The 21,991-nt window shown below is 64.8% G+C and carries 24 protein-coding genes; 7 read left to right on the top strand and 17 right to left on the bottom strand.

What is annotated here, in order from left to right:
* Window positions 1–7: 7 nt before the first annotated feature.
* The 6 genes from EV191_RS30835 to EV191_RS30125 form a co-directional block, all read right to left on the bottom strand.
* Entirely contained in the window at window positions 8–688 is a 681-nt protein-coding gene (locus EV191_RS30835) for a class I adenylate-forming enzyme family protein (protein WP_132878287.1), read from the bottom strand.
* A complete protein-coding gene (locus EV191_RS18125) occupies window positions 669–1,604 on the bottom strand; it encodes an AMP-binding protein (protein WP_132878286.1) in 936 nt (311 codons plus the stop codon). Before EV191_RS18125 ends, EV191_RS30835 begins: the two co-directional genes overlap by 20 nt.
* 43 nt (window positions 1,605–1,647) lie before the next feature.
* Window positions 1,648–3,033 (bottom strand): 4-hydroxyphenylacetate 3-hydroxylase N-terminal domain-containing protein, encoded by a 1,386-nt coding sequence (locus EV191_RS18120; protein ID WP_132878285.1) that lies wholly within the window; start codon window positions 3,031–3,033, stop codon window positions 1,648–1,650.
* 57 nt (window positions 3,034–3,090) lie between these two features.
* Window positions 3,091–4,320, bottom strand: coding sequence for an acyl-CoA dehydrogenase family protein (locus tag EV191_RS18115; RefSeq protein ID WP_132878284.1), 1,230 nt, complete (start codon window positions 4,318–4,320; stop codon window positions 3,091–3,093).
* The gene (locus tag EV191_RS18110; protein ID WP_132878283.1) at window positions 4,317–5,507 is read right to left on the bottom strand and encodes an acyl-CoA dehydrogenase family protein; all 1,191 of its coding nucleotides are present in this window, start codon (window positions 5,505–5,507) and stop codon (window positions 4,317–4,319) included. The genes EV191_RS18115 and EV191_RS18110 overlap by 4 nt, the downstream gene beginning before the upstream one ends.
* A gap of 237 nt (window positions 5,508–5,744) precedes the next feature.
* Complete coding sequence (locus EV191_RS30125) at window positions 5,745–6,485, bottom strand: TetR/AcrR family transcriptional regulator (protein WP_207894573.1); 741 nt, start codon at window positions 6,483–6,485, stop codon at window positions 5,745–5,747.
* Between the two features lie 138 nt (window positions 6,486–6,623).
* On the opposite strand from EV191_RS30125, the gene EV191_RS18105 reads away from it, so the two are divergent.
* Window positions 6,624–8,198, top strand: coding sequence for a class I adenylate-forming enzyme family protein (locus EV191_RS18105; RefSeq protein WP_165913000.1), 1,575 nt, complete (start codon window positions 6,624–6,626; stop codon window positions 8,196–8,198).
* On the opposite strand, the gene EV191_RS18100 is transcribed toward EV191_RS18105, so the two are convergent.
* Window positions 8,189–9,205: an NAD(P)/FAD-dependent oxidoreductase gene (locus EV191_RS18100; RefSeq protein WP_341539622.1), complete on the bottom strand. Its 1,017-nt coding sequence runs from the start codon at window positions 9,203–9,205 to the stop codon at window positions 8,189–8,191. The two genes, EV191_RS18105 and EV191_RS18100, sit on opposite strands and share 10 nt — an antisense overlap.
* 61 nt (window positions 9,206–9,266) lie before the next feature.
* A complete protein-coding gene (locus tag EV191_RS18095; RefSeq protein ID WP_132878281.1) occupies window positions 9,267–9,965 on the bottom strand; it encodes a DNA alkylation repair protein in 699 nt (232 codons plus the stop codon).
* A 66-nt stretch (window positions 9,966–10,031) separates the two neighbouring features.
* Here EV191_RS18095 and EV191_RS18090 point away from each other — a divergent pair, with 66 nt between their 5' ends.
* Both EV191_RS18090 and EV191_RS18085 read left to right on the top strand, forming a co-directional pair.
* On the top strand, window positions 10,032–10,700 hold the full coding sequence (locus EV191_RS18090; RefSeq protein ID WP_132878280.1) for a class I SAM-dependent methyltransferase: 669 nt from the start codon (window positions 10,032–10,034) through the stop codon (window positions 10,698–10,700).
* A 49-nt stretch (window positions 10,701–10,749) separates the two neighbouring features.
* Window positions 10,750–11,541 carry a class I SAM-dependent methyltransferase gene (locus tag EV191_RS18085; RefSeq protein ID WP_132878279.1) on the top strand — a complete coding sequence of 264 codons (792 nt, stop codon included), beginning with the start codon at window positions 10,750–10,752 and terminating at the stop codon, window positions 11,539–11,541.
* An 18-nt stretch (window positions 11,542–11,559) separates the two neighbouring features.
* Here EV191_RS18085 and EV191_RS18080 read toward each other — a convergent pair whose 3' ends face one another.
* The 7 genes from EV191_RS18080 to EV191_RS18055 all read right to left on the bottom strand — a co-directional run bounded on the left by EV191_RS18080 (window position 11,560) and on the right by EV191_RS18055 (window position 16,098).
* Window positions 11,560–11,985 carry a pyridoxamine 5'-phosphate oxidase family protein gene (locus tag EV191_RS18080; protein WP_243659043.1) on the bottom strand — a complete coding sequence of 142 codons (426 nt, stop codon included), beginning with the start codon at window positions 11,983–11,985 and terminating at the stop codon, window positions 11,560–11,562.
* 109 nt (window positions 11,986–12,094) lie between these two features.
* Window positions 12,095–12,826 (bottom strand): ABC transporter permease, encoded by a 732-nt coding sequence (locus EV191_RS18075; RefSeq protein WP_132878278.1) that lies wholly within the window; start codon window positions 12,824–12,826, stop codon window positions 12,095–12,097.
* On the bottom strand, window positions 12,826–13,539 hold the full coding sequence (locus EV191_RS18070) for a fluoroquinolone export ABC transporter permease subunit (protein WP_132878277.1): 714 nt from the start codon (window positions 13,537–13,539) through the stop codon (window positions 12,826–12,828). The genes EV191_RS18075 and EV191_RS18070 overlap by 1 nt, the downstream gene beginning before the upstream one ends.
* Window positions 13,536–14,330 carry an ABC transporter ATP-binding protein gene (locus tag EV191_RS18065; protein WP_243659042.1) on the bottom strand — a complete coding sequence of 265 codons (795 nt, stop codon included), beginning with the start codon at window positions 14,328–14,330 and terminating at the stop codon, window positions 13,536–13,538. The genes EV191_RS18070 and EV191_RS18065 overlap by 4 nt, the downstream gene beginning before the upstream one ends.
* A gap of 116 nt (window positions 14,331–14,446) precedes the next feature.
* Window positions 14,447–15,073: a TetR/AcrR family transcriptional regulator gene (locus EV191_RS18060; RefSeq protein ID WP_132878276.1), complete on the bottom strand. Its 627-nt coding sequence runs from the start codon at window positions 15,071–15,073 to the stop codon at window positions 14,447–14,449.
* 125 nt (window positions 15,074–15,198) lie between these two features.
* Entirely contained in the window at window positions 15,199–15,345 is a 147-nt protein-coding gene (locus EV191_RS30120; protein ID WP_165912999.1) for a hypothetical protein, read from the bottom strand.
* A gap of 3 nt (window positions 15,346–15,348) precedes the next feature.
* Entirely contained in the window at window positions 15,349–16,098 is a 750-nt protein-coding gene (locus EV191_RS18055; protein WP_132878275.1) for a zf-HC2 domain-containing protein, read from the bottom strand.
* 61 nt (window positions 16,099–16,159) lie between these two features.
* Between EV191_RS18055 and EV191_RS18050 the strand changes: the two genes are divergently transcribed.
* The 3 genes from EV191_RS18050 to EV191_RS18040 are packed head-to-tail and all read left to right on the top strand — an operon-like array spanning window position 16,160 to window position 17,936.
* The gene (locus EV191_RS18050) at window positions 16,160–16,729 is read left to right on the top strand and encodes a sigma-70 family RNA polymerase sigma factor (protein ID WP_132878274.1); all 570 of its coding nucleotides are present in this window, start codon (window positions 16,160–16,162) and stop codon (window positions 16,727–16,729) included.
* Between the two features lie 29 nt (window positions 16,730–16,758).
* Window positions 16,759–17,247 carry a MarR family winged helix-turn-helix transcriptional regulator gene (locus tag EV191_RS18045; protein ID WP_132878273.1) on the top strand — a complete coding sequence of 163 codons (489 nt, stop codon included), beginning with the start codon at window positions 16,759–16,761 and terminating at the stop codon, window positions 17,245–17,247.
* A gap of 2 nt (window positions 17,248–17,249) precedes the next feature.
* A complete protein-coding gene (locus tag EV191_RS18040) occupies window positions 17,250–17,936 on the top strand; it encodes a PIG-L deacetylase family protein (protein ID WP_132878272.1) in 687 nt (228 codons plus the stop codon).
* A 49-nt stretch (window positions 17,937–17,985) separates the two neighbouring features.
* On the opposite strand, the gene EV191_RS18035 is transcribed toward EV191_RS18040, so the two are convergent.
* On the bottom strand, window positions 17,986–19,578 hold the full coding sequence (locus tag EV191_RS18035; RefSeq protein WP_132878271.1) for an acetyl-CoA acetyltransferase: 1,593 nt from the start codon (window positions 19,576–19,578) through the stop codon (window positions 17,986–17,988).
* 94 nt (window positions 19,579–19,672) lie between these two features.
* Complete coding sequence (locus tag EV191_RS18030; protein ID WP_132878270.1) at window positions 19,673–21,016, bottom strand: FAD-dependent oxidoreductase; 1,344 nt, start codon at window positions 21,014–21,016, stop codon at window positions 19,673–19,675.
* Between the two features lie 217 nt (window positions 21,017–21,233).
* On the opposite strand from EV191_RS18030, the gene EV191_RS18025 reads away from it, so the two are divergent.
* Window positions 21,234–21,941, top strand: coding sequence for a GntR family transcriptional regulator (locus tag EV191_RS18025; RefSeq protein WP_132878269.1), 708 nt, complete (start codon window positions 21,234–21,236; stop codon window positions 21,939–21,941).
* Window positions 21,942–21,991 lie beyond the last annotated feature (50 nt).

Raw genomic sequence — 21,991 nt, 5'->3', positions numbered from 1 at the left:
AAGTGAATCAACGCGCGGGATCCGCGGGCATGTTCTCTGGCCACCGGCGCAGCTCGCGTTTGAGTACCTTTCCACTCGCATTCATGGGTAGCTCGTCAACAAGCACGAACTCGGCGGGAACCTTGTACTTGGCCAACCGCTGCGCGCAATGGTCAGCCAGTTCCGCGACGCTGGTATCGCGACCTGCCCGCCTGCTGACGAATGCCCGTACCGTCTCGCCCCAATGTTCGTCTGGCACGCCAACGACCGCGCTTTGCGCCACCGCAGGATGCTCCGCGAGAACCGTCTCGATCTCGATCGGATACACGTTCTCACCGCCGCGAACGATCATGTCCTTGTTCCGCCCGTGCAGGTACAGATAACCCTGCTCGTCCTGGTAGCCCATGTCACCGGCACGGAACCAGCCATCTCGCAGTGCGCGAGCCGTTTCGGTGGGCATGTCCAGGTACCCGTCCATCACCTGATCACTGCGCGTCGCGACCTCGCCAACTGTTCCCGTTGGCACGTCACGCATTTCCTCGTCCACCAACCGCATGGTCACGCCATAGGACGGCTTGCCGACCGAACCGAGAATATGCGGCTCGCCGGCAAGCGCGCGCTGGTGATCCTCGGGGGTCAGTACGGCCTGCAAGCCGGCTTCGGTACCGGCACCGAACGCTTGCAGGAACTCACAGCCGAAGGTGTCCATCCGCGCGCCGCAACAGTGCTGGCGACATCGCCGAGGCGCCGTAGGTAATCAACCGAAGCCGCGCGTAGTCAGCATCGGCCACCCCCGGCAGTTGCAACATGCTGCTGATCATCGTTGGTACCAGGAACACCGCGGTCAGCTCGTCACTGGCCATGAACCGCTGTGCGGTGGCGGCATCGAACTGGGGCAGGATCAACGACGTGAAGCCGAAGGAGACCCCACAGAGCAGGCCACAGACACCGGAGACGTGGAAGGTCGGCGCCGCGCAGTACCGTACGTCGTCGCGATGCATCCGATACTCGATGATCGACGCGTAGACAATGTTCTTGATCATGCGCTGCGACTGCACAACGCCCTTGGGCAACCCGGTGGTACCCGAGGTGAAGGCGAGTGCGAACGGGTCCCGATCGGTCGAAACCACCGGTGGTTCAACATCGTCGCCGGTCGCGAGCAGACGTTCGAACTCAGCGGCTTGCTCGCCGTGCGTGGCGTCGATGGTGACCGAATGCCGGATACCCGGATGCTGTTCAGTGACGCCGGCGAGCAATTCGGCGTAGCGCTGATCGTGAAACAGCGCTACCGGACGGGACCTTTTCAGCAGCACGTCCACTTCGGAGCGCGTTAGTCGGTAGTTCAACGGAACATACACCGCGCCTAGCTTCAGCGCGGCGAGGACGATCTCCGTATGGCCATGACTGTCCAGACCGAACACCGCGATCCGGTCACCCCGCACCACGCCCAAGCGTCGTAGCGCGGAGGCGAGTTTGTTCACTCGGCTGTTGGTGCGCGCGAAAGAATGCCAACTGCCGTCCGGGAAAAGGAAACATGGCCGCTCCGGCGCTCGACGCGCACTGAGTGGAAGCATCTCGCCGAGCGAAATATCCGTCGGCGAGCTGTCGCTACCAGTCCTCGTCATCGCACCTCCCGCGCCGCGGGGCCGGCCATTGCCACGACTACGGTCACCGGTCGGCTTCGCTGATACCGGCGACGTCCATGGCGTATGCCTTGGCCCGTGCCACGTCGTAGTGCTTTCGAGTCACCAGTCGCTGGGCATACAGTCCACCGCCGGATTGCAGATTTGTCACGGCATGCCAGCCACCAAAAGCATCCGCGGTGAGATCACGGATCGCGTGGAACAGCCTTGCCCGATACTCGCCGCTGATCGATGAAGACGTGGACATGTACTTCTCCACGGCCTTGCCTGTCTCCGGATTGTCGAAGTCAGCCATCGAAGGAGCGGTGAGCACCGAGCCACCGGCGATGTCATGCAGATGTCGCACCATCTCGTTGAATCTGGTTGCGCCCTGATACTTCGTGGCGTTGGTGTACAGCTCGTCCGGGTAGTAGTAGCCGTCCGAGGTCGCGTGCGCGTGCAGCAGCGCCGCCTCCAAGCCCGCACGCAACGTCGTCGCGTGAATCATCATCTCGTCGATCTTTTCCCGGACGTGGGCCACCTTCTGCAGGCCATTGGCCTCCGCGATCAGCACGGCCAGCCCAACGAGCTCATCGGCCTGTTGCACCATGAACGACGTTCCGCCCAGCCGCTCCCATAAACCAAGCGAATGCGCGAACACCGCCGCCTGGTCGGCTTGGCCGTCCAGAAAGACGCGCTCGTGCGGCACGAAGACATCTTCCAGGATCACGAAACTGTCCGGCATGCTCAGCCGGCTGCTGATCGGATAGTCACGACGTTCCCGATGGGCCGGGTCGAAGGTGGTGTTGACGATCTTGACACCTGGCGCGTTCACCGGAACAGCACAGGCGATCGAATACTGCTCCTCCCCTGGTTTCATCCGTTTCGTCGGCATCACCAGCATGTCGTGTGCCAGGGAGGCCGCACTGATGTGCAACTTCGCCCCACGGATTACTACGCCTTCGGGTGTGCGGTCGACGACCCGTACATAGGCGTCCGGATCATCCTGCGCGGACGGCGCGAGGCTACGATTTCCCTTGGCGTCGGTGATACATTCCACCACCCGGATATCCCGGCGATGCGCTTGCGCCACATAGTTCGTGATCCGCTGTCCGAACTCGCCGGAGTCCACGGTCAGCCGGTTGCGCGCGACGATCAGTGTCATCAGCGACTGGTAGGTCACGTTCAGTGCGAGATCCAGCTCCATCAGGCTGGGTATCCGGTCACGCAACTCCTCGGGGCTGCGTGGTGCGGTGAGCATCGGGTTCACCGCGTCCTCATCCGCGGAGTAGTACTTGTCGTAGCCAGCCGCGACCGCCTCGAGTGGCGCGACATGCGCTGGCTCCTCGGCTTGGTTCTCGACGCGACGCCCTTCGAAGTACACGTTCCGCCCGTCGAGCAACGATTGTTTGTACTGTTCTCCGGTCAGCATGCGATTCCCTTCCCTACGTCGGTTCCGGCGACCGCGTTTCGTGATTCCGTTGCTCGCTCAACCTCGCTCGCGGTCGGCGAACGGCCTGTCCCGTTCCGGGTCGGCGTCCTTGGGCAGCCCGAGAACTCGCTCGCCGATGATGTTGCGTTGGATTTCCGAGGTACCGCCCGCGATGCAGTACGTTTTGCCGGCCAGGAACCGGCTCGTCGCCTCCGGTTGTCGTGCGCCCGGAGTCCAGGCGATGGCGCCGAGCGGTTCCAGTTCGGTACCCAGCAGACCGATCTCCTCGGTGAGCTCACCGTGGACGAGTTTGCGAATCGAGCCTTCGGCGCCGGGTTGCCGGCTGCTCGCTTGAACGAATGCCCGAACCGTCGCCATCTGCAGGGCCCGTTCCCGCACCGCGAGTTCCAGGATCTTTTCCCGCAGCACCGGAGATTCCCAGGCGCCGGTTTGCCTGGCCCGCCGGGCCAACTGGTCGGTCGCCCCCGGTCCGACGACCGGCCGGCCGGACAATCCGCTGCGCTCGGCCATGAGCGTGGTGAGCGCGACCCGCCAACCTTCGTTGACCGGACCGAGCCGGGCACTGTCCGGGACCTGAACCTCGTCCAGAAAGACTTCGTTGAACTCGGCCTCGCCAGTCAGCTGCCGCAGTGGACGTGGTCGCACTCCCCTGCTGTGCATATCGAGCAGGAAGTACGTGATCCCGTGGTGTTTGGGCGCGGATGAATCGGTGCGGGCCATCAGCAACCCGAACTGGGACTCGTGCGCGAAGGAACTCCACACCTTCTGCCCTGTGACGACCCAGTCGCCGTTGGCCTTTCTGGTGGCATCTGTGGACAGAGCGGCAAGGTCCGAGCCAGCTCCTGGCTCGCTGAAGAGCTGGCACCACCGTTCCTGCCCCCTCGCGAGCGGTGGCAGGTAGCGCTGCTTCTGTGCTTCGCTGCCCCATTCCAGAATCGTCGGGCCGCCGAGCGTGAGTCCGACGAAGTCCGCCATCGGCCGTCCCGCCGCCCAGTGGTCGAGTTCGTCGCGGATGGCCGCGGCCACATCGGTGCCGCAGTCGAAGCCGCCCCAGGTGCTTGGCCACTGGGGCGTAGCCCAGCCAGCCGCACCCAGCGTCTCGAACCACGCCGACAGCCGAGCGGGATCAGCGGTAATCGCGGCCAGTGCTTCCCCGTCGCCTGCCCGAACAGCCTGTTGCCAATCTTCCGGTAGGTTGCCAGCCAACCAGTGCCGCAGTTCGCGCACCGTGGCGGAAACATGGTCGTCGCGCTCCTCGACGGTCATCGCGAGCCCCCTTCCGCGCCGATCAACTCGCCCAGCCGCACCCAGTGCTGACGCGGTGACCCGAGCACGTTGCGATCGGCCCTGGCGCGGCGCAAGAACAGATGCGCGTCATGCTCCCAGGTGAAGCCGATACCGCCGTGCAGTTGGATGGTGTCCGAGGCGGTGCGCAGGAACGCGTCCCCGCAGTACGCGCCGGCCACCGCGACGGCTTCGTCGATGGCGTGGTCGGCGGTCGCCCCAACCATCGGGTCAGCGGCATCAGTCGAGGTGAACCCGGCGAGCGAGGTGGCTCCGGCACACCGCCAGGCCGCCCAGTACGCGGCGGCGCTGGCAAGTTCGAGTCTGCTTGCCATGTCCGCGAGGCGGTGCTTGACGGCTTGGAAGGCGCCGATCGGTCGGCCGAACTGTTTCCGCTCCCGCGCGTACCGCGTGGTCAACTCGACGCACTGACGGGACGCGCCGACCTGTTCGGCGGCGAGCATCGTCGTTCCCGCACGATGAACGTGGCGTAACACCTGCTCGCCGGCGTCCGCGGTGCCGATCAGCTGCGCCGGTGCGCCATCGAGCCGCAGCCGAGCGAGTGGCCTCGTCGCGTCGAGTACGTCCAGCCGTTCCCGATGTACCCCGTGCTCGCCGGGGGGTAGCCGGAATAACGCCGCCGCCGCGTCGGTACGCGCCACGACCAGAAGTTCATCAGCGTCCGCACCATCCAGAACCAGCTCTTTGGTGCCGCGCAACAGGTACCCACCCCGAACCCGCTCCGCGTGGGTCGTGAGACTCGCGAGATCCCAGCGCCCGTCAGCCTCCAGCACGGCCAGCGCGGCGGTGCGCTCACCTTCGCCGATGGCCGCTAGGAGTTCCTGGCTCAACGGGTCGTCTTGGCATACGAGCAGCGCTTGGGCGGCGAGCACCACCGTGCCGAAAAACGGCCCGCCGAGCAGCACGGCGCCCTGCTCTTCGCAGACCAGGGCAAGATCGATCAGCGAACCGCCACCGCCGCCGAGGTTCTCCGGCAGCGCCAGTCCCTGCACGCCGATTTGCTCGGCCATCGCGCGGTAGCAACGCGCGTCGTACCGCTCACCGGTCTCGGCGAGCGCCCGGTTGCGTGCGATAGGAGCCAACTCGGTCAGCATTCGCCGAACGGCTTCGCGTAGTTCCTGCTGTTCCTGGCTGAAGACGAACTCCATGACGCCTCCGTAACCGTGGCGCCACCGGGTCGGGGGTTTCGGCCGGAGAGCGCCGTTGCTGACCACGATGCTGATGCGAAGGTGACCTCAACGTCAAGTCTGAGTTCTTGTCGACTCGCCTGTTTCGCTCGTCTTGCCGGCTAGGCGCACACTGTGACGCCGGTTACCCTGCGCCAAGACAGAACCGCGTTTCTTTAGGGATCTTGCGATTTCGCGGACGAGCCGGAAGGCGCGCGGCTACGGACGCGGGTTGGGCTTCCTGCGGGCACGGGCGGCGCCGGATGCGGGGCGTTTCGTCGACGCCGCGCCAAGGTCGATACGGAGCGCGCCTACCCAGGTATCGGTGAGCGCGGCCATCAGCTTGGCCTCGTCGAACTCCTTGCCCAGCGTAAACCACAGATGACAGGTCTGGTCCACCATGGCGCCGAGCAACTCGGCGGTGAGTTTGAGGTCGATGTCATGGGGCACCAAGCCCTCGTCGCGCATCCGGCGAAACCCGCGCTCCGAGCGCTCCACGAAGCCATCGCGCAGCTGGAGGCGAAGTTCCCGCAGCTCGTCGGTCACGGTAGCGGTCTGTTCCATCAGACCGATGATCCGCGCATGCTCCCGATAGGTGTCCACATACCGCCGCAGCGCCTCGTAAACCCGGGCATACGGGTCGGTGGCGCGCACCGGTATCCGCAATGCTTCCAGCATCTCGTCGATTGCTTCGCCGACGACCTCGCGGAAGATGGCGTCCTTGGAGTCGAAATAGGTGTAGAAGGTGCCCTGGGCTACCCGCGCTTCGGCAACGATGTCCGCGACTCGGGCGTCCAGGAACCCCATGCGTTCGAACACGCTGCGGGCGGCCTTCAACAACGCGGCCCTGCGCGCCTGCCCCCTGCCCGTGATGGGCCCGGTGGACCGCCGTGCCTGCTGCGCCGCGCTCCCGCTCGTGATGACGCCGGGTTGTGGGCGGCCATTCGCCTGCTTAGCCAACTGGACCTACATTTCTCGCCGTGTCGCCACTTGCGCCATCCGAGTCTGCCACCACCCAAGAATGGACCACCGACCAGCGCCGCGCACGACCGACGCTACCCCTTGACATCGCGGGAAGTTGGGCCAAATGATGTGAATGTGACATCTACCTCAACTTGGTTCGCGCCGCATACTCAGGTCGGGGATTATCTGCGTCTCAGCGCCCAGCGCTACCCCGATCGACCGTGTTTCGTATTCGCCGACGGGAGCGAACAGAGTTTCGCCGCGACCAACAGCCGGGTGAACCGGCTTGCCGACGCGCTGCGCGCGCACGGGATCGGTAAGGGTGACCGAGTCGCGATCCTCGCGACTGACTGCGGTGGCTATGCCGAGCTGCTACTGAGCTGCATGAAACTCGGCGCCACCTATGTGCCGCTGAACAACCGGCTGACCGAGTCCGAGGTGCATACGCTGCTGGACCGCGCCGAGCCGAAAGCGCTGTTCGTGAGTGATCGCTACGTGGACTCCGCCCGCGCGTTGACGCCACGTACGCCCTCGGTGCGGTTGACCCGCTGCTTCGACGGCGGTCGCGACGGGATCGGCGCCTTCGAGGAGTTGGTCGCCGAGGGTAGCGATATCGAACCACAGGTACTCGTCGAGCCCGACGACATTCTTGGGCTCGCGTTCACGAGCGGGACGACCGGTCTGCCGAAAGGCGTGCAGCAGCCACAGCGGATGATCAAGTCGCTGATCGTGAACATGTCGATCGACTACGAGATCATGCCGGACGAGTTCCGCTACACCGCGTCCCCGACGTTTCACATTGCCGGGCAGGGCATGATCTTCATGCATGTCTGGCGTGGGTTCCCGACGTTGATTCTGCCGCAGTTTCAGCCGGACGAGGTGCTTCGGTGGATGCAGGGCGGGCGGCTGACGGGCTGCTTCCTAGTGCCCACGATGATCAGCACACTGCTCGACCACCCGGACGTGACCAACGGCGACTACACCGCGCTGCGGTCCATCATCTACGGTGGTTCGCCGATGTCGCCTTCGCTGTTATCCGAAGCTATGGAACGGTTCGACTGTGGCTTCATCAACGCGTTCGGTGCGGCAACCGAGGGTGGACTGCAAAGTGTACTTTCCTCAGCGGACCATCGGCGCGCCCTCCGGGAAGCGCCACACCTACTGGGCTCGCTCGGAAAACCAGCCTTTGGGGTAGATCTGAAGATCGTCGACGAGACGGGTGCCGAGGTAGCCCGTGGAGTCACTGGCGAAGTGATCACACGTAGTGATCCGGTGATGAGTGGCTATCTCGGCATGCCGGAACAAACTGCTCGCGCGTTGCGGGACGGATGGTTCTGGGGCGGCGATCTGGCCAGAATGGACGATGAGGGATACCTCTACCTCGCTGGCCGGCGTACGGACATGATCATCCGAGGCGGCGAGAACATCTACCCGGTCGAGATCGAGACGGTGCTGGCGAGCTTTCCCGGCGTTGCCCAGGTCGCGGTGATCGGCCGACCTGACCCGCACTGGGGCGAGATCGTCGTCGCGTACCTGACCGCGGACGACGCCACACTCGATCCCGACGAACTGCGACGGCACTGCCGGGAACGGCTGGCCGCGTACAAGGTGCCAGAACACCTGGAGGTCGTACCGGAAATGCCGCTCAACGCCAGCGGCAAGATCCTCAAACGCCGGCTGCGCCAGCAGGATCGTGCGGCTCAGCGCTGAACCGCGAGCCGAGCACGATAGCCAGTGACCGCGATCTGGGTGTCCTCATGCAGTAGGTCGAGGTTGATCTGTGCCGCCGCGACGGCACCCGCCACCGCTGCCGCGCCGACCTGCGCGACCGGATTGGTGAGATTGCCAGCCGCCCACACTCCCGGCACGTCGGTACGGCCAGCTTCGTCGGTCCGGATGTAGTCGCCGACCCCGGACGGATGTTCCTCGGCCCGCAATCCCAAGCCGGTCAGGAAATCCGCCCGCGCCACGGTGCGGGAGCCCACCGCGAGCACCGCTCGCTCGACAACCGTGCCATCCGCCAGCCGCACTCCGGCCAACCTGTCGTCGATGACCTCCACGGCAGCCACCTCGTCGCTCACGACGTCGATCCCCCGCGCGGCGAACTGCTCCGCCTGCTCGTCGGTCAACACCGCGCCTCGGGCGAAGAACACGATGTTCTGGCTCCACTGGCGAAACAACAGCGCCTGGTGCACCGCGAGCGGCCCGTTGGCGAGTACTCCGATCGCCAGGTCACGCACCTCCCAGCCGTGGCAATACGGGCAATGCACCACATCACGGCCCCACCGCTCGCGCAGCCCGGGAATGTCCGGTAGCTCGTCGATCACGCCACTGGTCACCAACAGGCGACGCGCGCCGACCACCCGACCATCCGCAAGGGGTACCTCGAACACCCCGTCGGCACCGCGCCGAACGGCGTCGACCACGGTGTTGACCACCCGCCCGCCGTACTGCCGCACCTCGCTTTGCCCCCGCTCGAGTAACACCCTCGGCGGCGTCCCCTCCACACCGAGCAACCCGTGCACGCCATCCGCCGGCGCGTTCCGCGGCGTTCCCGAATCCAACACCAGCACGGAACGTCGGGCCCGCGCCAACATCAGCGCACCATTCAGACCAGCGGCGCCACCGCCGATCACCACTACGTCATAACGGTTGTCCAGCATTTCGGTCATCGAGACCACCTCCGCGATCCACCATGCGCGCGCCAGCGACGACACGGCAAAATTCCTTGCTGAAGCAGCAAAAAATTCCGGCGCCAAACCCGCGGAATGACGCGGCTTATCGGCCGAGCAATGCGGACCGTTCCGCCGGGGAAAACCGCTCGATCGCGTAGCGCAGCGTCACTCGAGGAATTCGCGCGGCATGCTCGTGGAGGAATGCGACCAGCCGCGCGGGGTCGATCTTGCCTATCTCCCGGAGCGCGGTACCCACCGACTTGTTGATCAACTCCTCGGGGTCGGCAAGCAGCTTGTCAGCAAGAGCCAGCGCGTCGTCGATATCACCCTGCCGGATCAGCCAGAACGACGCGGTGATCGCCGTACGTCGTTCCCAGATGCTGCTGGACTCGGCCAACTCGAACAGCGGACGCCGGGGTTTGTCGAGCAGGTACCACCCGATGACGCGCGGTGCGGCGCGATCGACCAGGTCCCAGTTGTTGATCCGATCGTGCCGGCGCAGGTACAGCTCGTAGCGCGCCCGCCGATCCATCTCGGTGATCGTCTTGCGCCGAACCTGGAAATCGAGGATACTCACGGCACCCAGCCGCGCCTCGTAGTACGGACTCTCCAGCAGTGCTTCTACTTCGTCCAACGGCATTGCCTGACAAGCCTTGGCCGTATCAAAGACGTGCTTCATCCGCACCCCGATCACCACTGAACCGTCATCGCCCTTGAAGTACCGCTCGATCTTCGCGCGTTCAGCGGCGGACTGCTGAGCGCGCAGCGATTCGACAAAGGCCTTGGCGGTCAATTCGGCCATGAAATCCTCCATCCGTTTGGTACGACAATACGAGCATGACGGGGCGAGAACTGTCAGACTCGCTTCATGCCCACTGATCGTGATGCCGATGCCAGTCGGCTTGCCGCCGAAGCACTCGCGAACGACGACCCGACCGGCTGGTTCGAACGGCTGTACCGAGAAGCCGCGAAGGGCGACTCGATCGTGCCATGGGACAGCGCCGCACCCAATCCACTGCTGGTGGACTGGGTCGAACAGAACGACATCCAACCCGATGCGGATCAGCGAGCGCTGGTCATTGGTTGCGGATTCGGCCGGGACGCCGAATACGTCGCGTCCAGTGGGTTTCGCACGGTCGCCTTCGATATCTCCCCGACCGCTATCGAGGGCGCACGCAAGCGTTTTCCAGACTCTACAGTGGACTATGTCGTAGCGGATATCCTCGACCCACCCGCCGAGTGGACGGCCGCGTTCGGTCTCGTGGTCGAGTCGATCACCGTGCAGTCCATGCCGCTTTCCCTGCGCGCCACCGCGATCGGCGGTATACGACGGTTGGTCGCGCCCGGCGGCGAGCTGCTGGTGATCGCCGGAGCTCGCCCGGAGGGCACCGATCCGGCCGGTCCGCCATGGCCACTGAGCCGTGCCGAGGTGGACTCGTTCGCGGCCGACGGGCTGCGCGGTATCGACATCGCGCGATTCGCGGTACCTGACCAGCCTGGCGCCGAGCGGTGGCGTGCGGTGTTTCGGCGCGCCTGAGCGCCGCGCAACGAGCCCGCTTCGCGGTCATCCGACCTATGGTGGCGTGATGGATGACGATGCCTTCGCCAGGGTGGCCGACCAGTTCACGGATGCCTATACCTCGGTGAAGGGGTACGTACGGACCTATGTGCTCCATCACCACCTGCTCGACCACCTACCGCCGCCCCCGCTGCGCGTGCTCGACGTCGGTGGCGGCGCGGGCCATCAGTCGTTCCCACTCGCCATGGCCGGCTACGAGGTGACACTGCTCGACCCGTCCAAGACCATGCTGGACAAGGCAAGCCACCGGCTGCGGGAACTGCCCGAGAGCGCCACGCCACGAATTACCTTGGTACACGCCGACGGCGAGCACGCCACTGAGGCCACGCACGGCCAGCGCTTTGGAGCCGTGCTCTGTCATGGGGTGCTTGGCTATCTGACCCAGCCAGAACCGCTGATCGATCAACTCTGCCGGTGTACCGACGACGGCGGACTCCTGTCGATCATGACGGGCAATGCCCACGCCTCAGCGATCCGCCCAGCGCTGGAGCGACGCTGGACGGACGCACTGGCATCGTTCGATTCACGAACCGAGATTGGCGTGCTTGGCCTGCCAGGGCGCGCCGATACGGTCGAGGAGATCAGCGAACTCATCCGTGCTCGCGGTGTCCAGCCGGTGGACTGGTACGGGGTATGGCTGTTCGTTGACTTGCTCGAGTTCGGTGGCACCGCGCTGGATCCCGAGGACAGGACGCAGGCCGCGGCGGCGGCGAAAGTGGAACTCGGAGCAAGCAAACGAGACCCCTACCGCCAACTCAGCCGAGTCTTTCACCTGGTTGGGCGCAACACCGGTACCTGAGTGGACCACGCAGCCTGTTCACGACTTGCTCTGATCGTTGCTCAGCCACTTCTCCGGGCGGATCCGGACCAGGACCGACGCGGCATCCAGCCCATTGTCCACATAGGAGACAGCGGCTTCCTCTGGTAGGTAGCGACGGGTGATCACGAGCGCTTGCTCACGAGTCGGCGGCTCATCGTTGGCGATGACCGGACCCTCGACGGTCACGTACTTGTACGGCGGCGTCTCCGACTGCACTACGAAGCTCAGTCGCCCCGCCTTGCGGATAGCCCTGTCCTTGACCGAATCGCGATGCATCCAGATGACCAGCTCGCCACCCGCCTCGTAGCCGTACCACACCGGGACAGCCAGCGGCGCTCGGTCATCCCGCTCGATAGCCAGCACACCGATATGCACCCCGGCGAGAAACGATTCCCGCTCATCGGCCGTCATCACGAAGGACATTCATTGCTCCGTCCGTCTGCCGTCGTTACGGAACGGCACAACCCGAAGACTCGTCCGGGTATTCCGGCTGAGGGATCCGTCGGTGTTTCGCGGCGACGCCGTTGGTCGGTCACACGCCGCGCCGGAATCTGCGGTACAGCGGGATGGCAAGCACACCGTTGTACGCCAGTCCGGCAATGACGTACCACCACCACGGCCCGCCTTCGGCGACCAACCAGTACGCCTTCGCTGGCCAGTAGGTGGGGATAACACCAAAGAAGAGATCGTAATGGGCCGGCACGAAGTAGGCCACGAGCGGTAACCCGGCGAGCACGATCGCGAAACCGCGCAGTACCGCCAGTCCTTCGACCTTGTTGCTCGCGATGGACACGATCAACAGCGCGAACAGCACGGCGCACCAGCCGTTGCTGATGCCGACCACGCTCAGTCCGGCAAGCTGGTCCGCCGGCAGCATACCGCTGCCGTACATGGTGCCAACCGTGTAGAGCACGGTGATCACCATGGCCATCCCGGCGCGATAGCTCGCGAAACGACCGAGCGAAACCGGCGAGACCCGCAAGGCCGACAATGTTCGGCCATCCCGCTCATCGAGAATCAGCAACGCGGCCAGGCCGCCGATGACCACTGGACTGGTGAGTAGCAGAAAGGCGGTGAGGATCACCGGATAGTACGGAACCAGATCGACGCCGTAGCGCTCCTGCACCATCTCTTCGACCGGCGGTACGCCAAGCCGCAGCAGCGCGATCCACCCGAGTGGCGCGCACAGCACCCCGATGAGCAACGGCTCGCGGCGAATACCCCGTAGATCGTTGCGACCGAACACGGCCAGTGCGCTCGCCATCAGGCTCCTCCCATCCTGGCCACGACGTACCTGCGAAACATCCGCTTGGCAACCAGGTACATGCCGAGGACGACCACCATCGGATACCCGATTCCGTATGCGATCTCCCAGCCCGCAAGCGTTTTCTGGTCGAAGGCGGCACCGAGAAAGTTCAGCGGCCCCAAAGTTGGTACCAGGTAGATCCACGCCGGCTGCCAGACTTCGACATAGTGAAAAATGGGCGGAACCAACAGGAGTGTCAAGGGAAGCATCGACGGCAGGAACCAGTCGCTGATCGAGTTGAACGGCAACGCGCTGATAAAACTGGCCAGCAGCAACACCACGGTACCCAGGAGCACGCCTGCCACAAGGTACCCGAGGTGATAGTCGAGTCCGTGCGTCACGGTGGCCACCACCAACGCCACCAGCAGCGATAGCGCCGTCAGCAGCGCTACCTTCGCGGCAAGGTACTCACCGAACCGTAGCGGCGAAGCGACCAGCGCACGCACGGTCCGCTCGCCTTTGTCGAAGTACACCGCGCCGGCGATGAAGAAGAACCCGATGATCGACAGATCGCCGATGATCACATAGGGCTCCGCCGCCGAGCGCAGATCGGCTGGCATCGGCAGCAGCAGAGCAAGCCAGATCAGACCGGAGAAGATGCCCGCGTGCAGAAACCGGTACCGGTACTGCAGGGTCACCTCGAGGCGCAGCGCGATCCCGAGGCGGCTCATCGCAGACTCCGGCCGGTGGTCTCGACGAAGACGTCGTCCAAAGTGGCTTCCTTGCTGTGCAGCGTCTCCAACCGCTGCCGACGCAGCACGTCGAGGAAATCAGCATTGTCCGCGAGCCCGTCGAGCGGGAAGTCACTGCCAAGCAGCGATCCCCCACCATCCCGGTACTCGGCACGCACCATGCGTTGGCTGCGCGCGACCTTGAGTTCCTTGGGCGAATCCAGCGCGGAGATCGTTCCATCCACAACGAACGCCACTCGATCGCAGAGCTCATCCGCGGTGGCCATATCGTGCGTGGTGAGAAATATCGTTCGTCCCGCCGCCCGCTGGTCGAGGATAAGATCCTTGACCTTGCGCGCGTTGGTGGGATCGAGACCAGAGGTTGGTTCATCGAGAAAGAGCAACTCGGGGCCGTGCAGCAAGGCGCGGATGAACACCAGTCGCATCTGCATTCCCTTGGAGAATTTCGCCACCCTGGTATGCGCGTCGTCTTCCAGGCCGACCGCACGCAGTAGCTCCATCGGTTCAACGGCAGGGCCGTCGTACAGCGAGGCGAAGAAATTCAGATTCTCCAGCGCGGAGAGCTTGAGGTAGTGGTTCGGCAGCTCGAAGGACACCCCGATCTTGCGGTAGTAATCCTGCCCGAACTCGCCCGGACCGGAACCCCATACGGACGCCTGACCGCCATAGCCATCGAGCAGTCCAATCAGGATCTTCTGGGTAGTCGACTTGCCCGCTCCACTCGGCCCGAGAAACCCGAAGATCTCGCCCTTGCCCACGGAAAAGTCCATTCCGCGTACCGCGGGCTCAACAGAACCTGGATAGCGGTAAGTTAGGTTCGAGACCTCGATGACGTCCCCATTGGACCGGACCGATGATGTGGTCGCGGTGGTCGATCGCATCGTGCTCATGACTGGTTCTCGCCCTCCGCCTGCGCCACGGTGAGTCCGGCCGCGACCGCATGCTTGAGTAGTTCGGCAACCTGGGGGTACAGCTCGCCGAACTCGTCGGCATGCTGGGCAATCAGGGAGGCGGCTCGGAAGACACCGAGCACGACACGAGGATCAGCCGCGACCAGCTGACCCTCGTCCTGCCAGTGTTCGATGAACTCGATCATCGGCCGCATGATGTGCGGATGGACTCGCGCGATCTCCTCGTCGGTCATGACCCGACGGTGCACCAGCTTCAGGTCCTCCGGATGTTTGATCAGCCGCCGGTACAGCGGATCGGCATCGGTCAGTTCCCAGCTCCTGGTGAACAGGTTGACCAACCCGGTACGCGCGTCCGGGGCCTCCTGCGCGGCTGGCAGCAGTTTTCGACCGATCTCCGGTGCCTGCCGGATCATCAGCTCCAGATACAGATGCTCCTTCGATTCGAAGAAGACGTAGAAGCTGCTCTTGGCGATGCCGGCGCTGCTGACCAGCTCGTCGATCGAGGTCTTGCGGATTCCCTGGGTGGTGAACAACTCGTACCCGGCCGCACGCAGCGCATCGGTGATACGCACGCGTTCGGCTTCGGTGAACTTCGGCGGCATCTGGCCTACCTATATCTCTGAAAACAGATTAGTTTCTTGTTCGCAGAGACTAGCGCGCCCGGCGCCGGCCGGCAATGCGGGTTCGCGACCGGCCACCTAACGGGTGACGAGCACCCGCGAAGCAGTTAGCTGACACCAGCGACGATCAGGCCAGATCCGGCACCAGCGAGGCCGACCGTCAGCGTCAGCGCGCCGAGCCAGATCAGTGCTTTCCAGGCGTTCGGCCGCTGCGGATCTCGACCGATCACCGAGAAGAAGAACCCCGCGGGCATTGCTTAACCCGTATTGCTTAACGGAGTCCAGCCAGGGCTGCTCCCCATCGCGGACGCACCGGAGTCATCCTGTTGTGCTGGGTAGTCGGAGTATTCCGATTCCGGTGCGCCGCGGGAAAACCGGTCGTCCGCCATTTTGGAACCGAGCGTCGAGCTTGGTCCGGGCGTGGATCGCTGCTGACGATGCACCAAGATCAGTAGCACGACCCCGGCAAGCAGCACGGTATGCGATACGACCCGACCGACGGTGACCGCGTCGCCGACAAGATCCACGATGGACACCGAACCAAGCAGGACCGTGAACCCGAGCAATGCGGGCACCAAACCAGCGGCGAGCCTCGGTCGCATCGCCGCCGCCAGCAGACCGATCCCGACGGCCAGATTCCATGCGGCACTCTCGTTGCTCAGATGCAGCGCGCTGACCCCCGCGTGTGTCCCGTGCGCGGAGCTGATACCGAAAAGCTGCGCGAATCCAAGGCCGCACTGCACCAGCGCGATCACCGCGAGGGTCAACCGCAGCCCCCAGCGCTCCCGCCGTGGCGGTGGCGCGATGGCGAGAATCTGACTGCTGAGATCGGGCACTGGCGGAGCGGGCACCAGTCGCATGGTGCGCCGCAGCCGGTTGGCCTCCTGCCACCAGAGCTGACACGAAGCACAGGTCCGCAGGTGCTGGTCCACCGCCTGCGACGACAGCGGGCCCTCCTCGTTATCCAGGCGCGCGGAGAGCGCCTCCCGCCAGCTTGAACAATCCACGTATCAGTTGTCGCATGACGGCGCTACGAAGTTCCAACCGGCCTGGGCTAGAGTCCTAGGCGTGGGCGTTGGTGGCGATCGCGACGACGAGCTGGCTACCCAGCTGGCCTTCGCCGCGGCTCGTGGCGATCAAGTCGCATTCGAGCGCTGGGTGAAGGCAACCCAGGGCGACGTGTGGCGCTTCATCGTGCACCTGAACGGTCGTAGCGCGGCGGACGATCTGACCCAGGAAACCTATCTACGCGCGGTCAGCGCGCTTCCTCGGTTCAGTGGCCGTTCGTCCTCGCACACCTGGTTGTTGTCGATCGCGCGCCGGGTCGTCGTCGACAGTATTCGCCGCGAGTCGGCCCGGCCCAAGCTGAGCGACCAGGACTGGGAAACCGCGGCCGAGGAAGCACCGGCAACCAGGACGGGGCGACACAACTTCGAAGCCGCTGTGGACACTCAGCTGCTACTGGACCAGATCGAGCCCGAGCGCAAAGAGGCGCTCATCCTGACGCAGGTACTCGGTTACAGCTACGTCGAGGCGGCGGAGATCTGCGCCTGTCCGGTGGGTACGATCCGCTCGAGGGTGGCCCGCGCCAGGGACGACCTGTTCGTGTTTTTGCGAGCACAGGACAACGTCGGCTAAACCCGCGACCGGGACAGGAAGCTTTAGACATGGCCGACGCGCTGGAGCCCGAGCAGCTGGAAACCTATTTCGCGCTCATGGAGTCCGTGAGCATGCTGCATCACGCCGTCGAACAGCAGGTACGCGAGGCGGGTCAGCTCAGCTACGTGCAGTTCCAGCTCCTCGCCAGGCTGGCAACCGCACCCACCCGGCAGCTGACCATGACCGAGCTGGCCGACGGCGTGGTCTACAGCCGTAGCGGCCTGACCCACCAGGCCGGGCTACTGGAAAAGGCCGGACTCATCGCCCGTGAGCCAAGCCCGGACGACCAGCGCGCGACCCTTGTCGCGATCACCGAAGCAGGGCTCACGCGGGTCAGTGCGATCCTACCGGGGCATATCGACGTCGTGCAGGGGCAACTATTCTCCCCCTTGTCCAAACAGGACCAAGTAGCGCTTGGCGAGCTGATGACCAAGGTTAGGGACCATATGCGCGAGCAGCCTCCTCGCTCGGTCAGTACCCGCAAACGTGGCAGCTGACGATGCCAGCATTGCGTCCGTTCCCCACATCATGGACCAGGGCCGTCTGTGTTCTGCCGCATCCGGACGATATGGAGTACGGACCCGCGGCAGCCGCCGCGTTATGGGTTCAGCAGGGAAAGCAACTCAGCTACGTGCTCATCACCAGTGGTGAGGCCGGCATCGACGGCACGGCACCGGAAACAGCCGGGGCGCTACGGGAAGCGGAAGAGGTCGCCGCCGCTCGCCAGGTTGGTGTCGAGGACCTGGAGTTCCTGCGCTTTCCCGACTCGGCCATTGAGGACACGGCGGAGCTCAGGACGGCCATCGCCAACGCCGTCCGACCACGAGAGCCCGAGCTGATCGTGCTGCTCAACCACCATGATCGCTGGGCCTATGGCGGCGCGAACACCAGTGATCACATGCGAGCGGGACAAGCGGTACTGGGGTGCGTAGCCGAGTACTCGTTCCCTCGACTGCGGTGGATCGGCATCGCGGACTCACCGCGAATAGACCACGCCGTGGACGTAACGGACACAATGGACCGTGGCCTGGCTGCGCTGCGTGAACATCGCGCTTACCTGGCCGCCCTGGGCGGCGAGCAATGGTCGGTCGACCATGTACTTGGCAACGCCAGGCAGGCCGGCCGCATGTTCGGCACCCGGTACGCCGCGGCTTTCGAGCTACGCGAACACCGCGCCGGCCAGTAGAGCTCGGCCGCGTTCCCTCCTCGACGAAGCGGGACCGACATCGGCATCGCTACCCCGCTGGCTGTGCCGGAAACAGCTCGTCCATCCGCGCTTCTCCCGTTGTGACACGGTTTCCGAAGCCGAAGGAGCGCACGTACACGCGGCGCCCAATCGGCTCATCCACGGCGAGCAGGGCGAGCATTTCCGCGTCGTCGTCGGCCGCCCGCGCGACGAACCTGCGGTCGTCCTGCTCCAACCGGCCAAGCACGATTCCGGTGTGCTGACCATCCCTGGCGTACTTGACGGTATATGTCTCGATCCGTGCCCAGCCGTCAGCTTCCTCCGCCTGCTCCGGCGCTGGCCACGCGTCGACCTCGGCCTGTAGTTCATCGCTGCGATCGGCTCGCCACGGCGTCGGGGTGGTCGAATAGATCCCGGCGGAGTACTTGCCAAGCACGCCGCCGTTCGCGCCTACCAGGGCATAACTGCCTGGCTCGGCGCGCACTCGGGCCGCGGCCTCGGCGATCGCATGCATCGAGTAGTTGTTGCCAGCGCCGCCGAAGAACGGCAGACCGCCGGTGAGCGTGAGGCCGCGCGGATCATCCGGCGCAAGCCCTAGCCCGTCGCAGATCGCGAAAACGGCGATCGGGAAACAGCTGTACAGGTCCAGTGCGGACACCTTGTCGAGGTCGATTCCCGCGACCTCGAGCGCGTGCTTGATCGCCAGCACCGAGGCCGGCGCGGCGGACAGGTCTGCCCGGTCAATCGGCTCCTGCTCGTGCACGTCGGCATGGCCGTGGAGGAACACCCAGTTGTCAGTGGGCACGCCGAGCCGCCTGGCCGCACCGACCGACATCAGTAGCGCAGCGGCTCCCTGGTTCACCTGCTCGCGCGATATCAGAAACCGCGTATACGGGTCAGTGATCATCCGGTTGCGCTCACTAGGCGTGGCCAGCTCGCGCGTGTCGCGTTCGACGGGTGCGGCCGCATGCGGATTGGCCGAGGCAACTTTCGTGAACGGGGCGAACAACTCGCCCATCGCCAGCGCGTAGTCCGCACGGGACATGCCCAGTCGCGCGCGGCGCGCGTTATCGCACAGCGCGTACTGGCTGGCCGGTTCGAGCAGGCCGTGCGTCGCGAACTGGCTGGAGTACACGCCTGGAAAACCGTAACCACGATCTTCCAGATCGCCGGCTACGTGTTCGGTGAAGTCCGGACGATCGGCCGCCGTAGCCAGGTGCCGAGCCGTGGAGATTGCCTCCGCGCCGAACACGAGCGCGACCTCGGCCGCACCTGCCGCGATCGTCCCGGCCAGCTCGGTGACCAGATGCTGCGGTGCCTGACCACCAACTACCTCGAGGATCGCCCGGCGTGGCTCGGCGCCGAGCCGCTTGGCAACCGACCGTGGGTAATTGTCCGATTTGCCAAGTAGTGCCGGCATCCCCGGCGCGGATATCTCGAACTGACGCACGCCGGCAACGGTGTCGATCGCCGTGGCCAGTTCGCCGGCACCGACGTCGGCATCCGCGTCCGCCAATGCGGCGCGGGCCGCGGCGGCGGCTAGTTCCACCGCGGAACGCCGCTGGTAACCCGCGTCATCGACGCGCTCCGAGGCCTGGCCGACCCCGACAAGGACTGGCGTATCCGGGCTGAGGTCGGTCATCGGCGCTCCACGGAATCAATCGGGTCTCCTGATTGCCCAACGATGCTGGCGCCGCCGCGTCACTGTGATCAACCACCTATTGGTCGCTCCGACGTCAGTTCCCCAGCGACACTCCTATCGCGGTCAGCTGCCGCTGTACGGCGTCCACGGGCAGTTCCCGAGGGGTGACCTGACGGCTGGCACATTCGGCGGCGGCGATCCCAGCCGCTTGTGCGGTAATGGCACAGACTGGTGTGTTGCGCGTCGATGCGAACGCGCCGGAGTCGACCGAAAGACACCTACCCGCGATCAGCAGACCTTCGACACCGCGTGGCAGCAGGCAGCGATAGGGAACTCCGTAACCGTCGTTGACGGTGATCATCGCGCCGCCCTCACCGCCCGGCTCATGAATGTCAAGCGGGGCGTTCGACAACCCGATCGCGTCGTCGAACCGAGCTTGCGACCGGACATCCTCCTCGGTCAGCACGTAGTCACCCACCATGCGTCGGGTTTCCCGCACCCCCAGTACCGGCGCGACATCCAGAAAGATCGCCGACTCCGCGCCGCGGACGTAGCGCTTCAGGAAATCAAAGGCGCAGTAAGCCTGCTTGCGCACCTCGAGCGCCGCGCTGGTGCGGGTACGTGGGTCAAGGGCGTTGCCCTGTACCCGCGTCGCGTTCACGTTGAGCTCTCCAGGTAGCAGCCCCGCCTTCATATGCAGATGGGACTTGGGGATGATCCACTCGAATCCCTCCCGCCGTGCATCGGCGATACGCTGCTCGAATCCGGCCATGTAGAACTTCAGCACGTAATCTGCGTTGTCCTGTCCGGCGCCCTCGGGAATCACCAGCTCACGGATGTCCTCGGGATGTTCCAGACAGTCTTTCGCCAGCTCGGCGAACTGGACATTCAAGATCCGAAAGTAACTGGTCATGGGTTGCACATGGCCATCACTTGGCCGCCCGTAACTGAAGTCGACCCCGGCCAGGGCGGCGACATCGCCATCCCCGCTCGCGTCGATCACCGTACTGGCGGTGGCCAGCTGCGGCCCGGCCTTGGTGTGCAGTTCCACCCCACGAACCCGATCGCCCCCGCGGACCGCGGCGGTCACGTGGGCGAAGAGCAGCACTTCGACACCTGCTTCTTCGATCGTTTCAATGATCACCCGCTGCATCACTTCGGTGTCGAAGACCCCGCTATAGGCGCCCCAATGCGATTCCCGCAGATTCGGGTCGGCGCCGCCGTAAGCAGCCGCTCGTTCAATGAGATCCAGGTACACGCCTGGCTGCACGACGCCAGTCGGTTTGGTGAGGCGACCTCCGGTGATCAGGCCGCCCAGAATCCCGCTGCTTTCCACCAGCAGCACGGTGGCTCCCGCGCGTGCCGCGGCGACCGAGGCAACGATTCCGGTCACTCCCGCGCCTGCCACGATGACGTCGTAATCGCCGAGATGCTCCATGGTTTCCACTCCCCGGTAGCCGGTACGGATTACTGCTCAGCGCCGCACATCCGAACGATCAGCCCGTGACTGGCCGGCGAACCCCGGAAACGCTGGCGGACGCGTTCGTACGCCCTCCCTCGCCGAGGCATCGGCGCTCTCAGGGTTGACGCAACGACTTACCGGTATACCATACGTTCATCTTGGTATACCACCAGTCGCACGACGGAGGTCTCTGATGGGAACGAGGGAGAACGCCGGCGAGGGTGGTGGTACGCGCAAGTACGAGACGATTCGCCAGCAGCTACGCGCTCGGATCCTGAGTGGCAGCTACGAACCCGGTGACCCGATCCCGGAACGCGCGATCGCCGAGGAGCTGGACGTCAGCCGCGTTCCAGTACGCGAAGCACTACGGCAGCTCGAACGAGACGGCCTCGTCTCCATCATCGCCCAGCGTGGCGCCTATGTCCGCCAGTTCAGCGCGGAGAATATGCAGAGCCTCTACCAGGCCCGCGAGGCGTTGGAAGGAATGGCCGCACGGCTGACGGCCGAGCGAGTCGACGAGACCTACCTCGCGGACTTCGTCGTGTCGTTCCAAGGACTGGTGGACGGTTCGATCACGATGGACCCGGCCGAAGCCTCCGAACTCGGCAACGACTTCCACAACGCCATCGCCAAGGGTAGTCGCAATGCGACAGTCATCGAGCTACTCTCGACGATCCACGACCAGGTGCGGCTATGCCGCCGGTTGGCCTATGGACACGCCTCGCCCGCCTGGGCACGCAAAGCCGCGGAGGAACACTTGGCGATCGCGGCGGCGATCAGCAACGGAGATCCCGACCTCGCCGAACGCACGATGCGTGCGCACGTTTCGACCTGGGCCGGGTTCCTGCGCTCCCGGCTGGCCGGCGACAGTCCACGCCCCTACCCCAACACGGCGAGCTAACACTTCGACTCAGGTCCCGCGGAACCCAGCGAGCATGCTCAATGAGGAGT

The sequence above is a fragment of the Tamaricihabitans halophyticus genome (assembly GCF_004340875.1).
In the GTDB taxonomy this organism is placed as follows: domain Bacteria; phylum Actinomycetota; class Actinomycetes; order Mycobacteriales; family Pseudonocardiaceae; genus Tamaricihabitans; species Tamaricihabitans halophyticus.
The sequence above is the reverse complement of the archived record's forward strand: the minus strand, read 5'-3'. Positions and strand labels throughout refer to the sequence as shown.

What these genes read in the sequence shown, in the direction of transcription:
- EV191_RS18095 (WP_132878281.1), bottom strand. Translation starts at nt 9,965, where the DNA reads ATGGCCGAATTGACCGCCAAGGCCTTTGTCGAATCGCTGCGCGCTCAG.
- EV191_RS18035 (WP_132878271.1), bottom strand. Translation starts at nt 19,578, where the DNA reads ATGACCGACCTCAGCCCGGATACGCCAGTCCTTGTCGGGGTCGGCCAG.
- EV191_RS18115 (WP_132878284.1), bottom strand. Translation starts at nt 4,320, where the DNA reads ATGACCGTCGAGGAGCGCGACGACCATGTTTCCGCCACGGTGCGCGAA.
- EV191_RS30835 (WP_132878287.1), bottom strand. Translation starts at nt 688, where the DNA reads ATGGACACCTTCGGCTGTGAGTTCCTGCAAGCGTTCGGTGCCGGTACC.
- EV191_RS18120 (WP_132878285.1), bottom strand. Translation starts at nt 3,033, where the DNA reads ATGCTGACCGGAGAACAGTACAAACAATCGTTGCTCGACGGGCGGAAC.
- EV191_RS18125 (WP_132878286.1), bottom strand. Translation starts at nt 1,604, where the DNA reads ATGACGAGGACTGGTAGCGACAGCTCGCCGACGGATATTTCGCTCGGC.
- EV191_RS30120 (WP_165912999.1), bottom strand. Translation starts at nt 15,345, where the DNA reads ATGCCCGCGGGGTTCTTCTTCTCGGTGATCGGTCGAGATCCGCAGCGG.
- EV191_RS18080 (WP_243659043.1), bottom strand. Translation starts at nt 11,985, where the DNA reads ATGTCCTTCGTGATGACGGCCGATGAGCGGGAATCGTTTCTCGCCGGG.
- EV191_RS18045 (WP_132878273.1), top strand. Translation starts at nt 16,759, where the DNA reads ATGGCCGACGCGCTGGAGCCCGAGCAGCTGGAAACCTATTTCGCGCTC.
- EV191_RS18110 (WP_132878283.1), bottom strand. Translation starts at nt 5,507, where the DNA reads ATGGAGTTCGTCTTCAGCCAGGAACAGCAGGAACTACGCGAAGCCGTT.
- EV191_RS18075 (WP_132878278.1), bottom strand. Translation starts at nt 12,826, where the DNA reads ATGGCGAGCGCACTGGCCGTGTTCGGTCGCAACGATCTACGGGGTATT.
- EV191_RS18040 (WP_132878272.1), top strand. Translation starts at nt 17,250, where the DNA reads ATGCCAGCATTGCGTCCGTTCCCCACATCATGGACCAGGGCCGTCTGT.
- EV191_RS18090 (WP_132878280.1), top strand. Translation starts at nt 10,032, where the DNA reads ATGCCCACTGATCGTGATGCCGATGCCAGTCGGCTTGCCGCCGAAGCA.
- EV191_RS18030 (WP_132878270.1), bottom strand. Translation starts at nt 21,016, where the DNA reads ATGGAGCATCTCGGCGATTACGACGTCATCGTGGCAGGCGCGGGAGTG.
- EV191_RS18025 (WP_132878269.1), top strand. Translation starts at nt 21,234, where the DNA reads ATGGGAACGAGGGAGAACGCCGGCGAGGGTGGTGGTACGCGCAAGTAC.
- EV191_RS18085 (WP_132878279.1), top strand. Translation starts at nt 10,750, where the DNA reads ATGGATGACGATGCCTTCGCCAGGGTGGCCGACCAGTTCACGGATGCC.
- EV191_RS18070 (WP_132878277.1), bottom strand. Translation starts at nt 13,539, where the DNA reads ATGAGCCGCCTCGGGATCGCGCTGCGCCTCGAGGTGACCCTGCAGTAC.
- EV191_RS18065 (WP_243659042.1), bottom strand. Translation starts at nt 14,330, where the DNA reads ATGGACTTTTCCGTGGGCAAGGGCGAGATCTTCGGGTTTCTCGGGCCG.
- EV191_RS18060 (WP_132878276.1), bottom strand. Translation starts at nt 15,073, where the DNA reads ATGCCGCCGAAGTTCACCGAAGCCGAACGCGTGCGTATCACCGATGCG.